The 1090-nt window shown below is 81.2% G+C and carries 1 protein-coding gene; it reads right to left on the bottom strand.

Annotated features, from left to right (window positions below; genetic code table 11):
- Positions 1–1090 (bottom strand): hypothetical protein (locus BST12_RS29055; protein WP_211281404.1); only part of this gene is annotated, 1090 nt, incomplete at both ends.

A 1090-nucleotide genomic window follows, 5' to 3' on the forward strand; every position in this document is an offset into this window, starting at 1 on the left:
ATCGCCGCCTTGACCGCCGGTGCCGCCGGTGCCGGCCTTGCCGGTGGCGCCGGTGGTTCCGCCGGTTCCGCCGCTACCGGTCCCGCCGCCGCCACCGCCGGCGCCGGCTGCGCCGCCGACACCGCCGTCGCCGCCGGTGCCGCCGATGCCGGTGGTGCTGTCGGCACCGCTGCCGCCGGTTCCGCCGGTGCCGCCCTTGCCGCCCACGCCGCCGGTGCCGCCGGAGCCGTTGGTGCCGCCCGCACCGGAGTCGCCGCCGGCACCGCCAGAACCGCCGGCGCCGCCGGCGAAGCCGGTCCCACCGGTCAGACCGCTGCCGGCTGCGGCATCGGTGCCATCGGCGCCTGTGCCGCCATCGCCGCCTTGACCGCCGGTGCCGCCGGTACCGGCCTTGCCGGTGGCGCCGGTGCTGCCGCCGGTGCCACCGCTACCTACGCCGCCGCCACCACCGCCGGCGCCGGCCGCGCCGCCGACCCCGCCGTCGCCGCCGGTGCCGCCCATGCCGGTGGTGCTGTCGGCACCCCTGCCGCCGGTTCCGCCGGTGCCGCCCTTGCCACCCACGCCGCCGGCGCCGCCGGAGCCGTTGGTGCCGCCCGCACCGGAGTCGCCGCCCTGGCCCCCCTGACCGCCGGCGCCGCCAGCAAACCCGGTGCCGCCGGTGGCACCGCTGCCTGCTGCGGCATCGGTGCCGTCGGCGCCGGTACCGCCGTCGCCGCCTTGACCGCCGGTGCCGCCGGTGCCTGCTTTGCCGGTGGCGCCGGTGGTGCCGCCGGTTCCGCCGCTGCCAGTTCCGCCGCCACCACCGCCGGCGCCTGCTGCGCCGCCGATACCGCCGTCGCCGCCGGTGCCGCCGACGCCGGTGGTGCTGTCGGCGCCGCTGCCGCCGGTTCCGCCGGTTCCGCCGGAGCCGCCGGTGCCGCCGGCCCCGCCGGCGCCGTTGGTGCCGCCGGCACTGTTACCGCCTTGGCCGCCTTGTCCGCCGGCGCCGCCGGCGAAACCGGTCCCGCCGGTGGCGCCGCTGCCTGCTGCGGCATTGGTGCCGTCGGCGCCGGTACCGCCGTCGCCGCCTTGACCGCCGGTGCCGCCGGTG

It is taken from the genome of Mycobacterium angelicum, from assembly GCF_002086155.1.
In the GTDB taxonomy this organism is placed as follows: Bacteria; Actinomycetota; Actinomycetes; order Mycobacteriales; family Mycobacteriaceae; genus Mycobacterium; species Mycobacterium angelicum.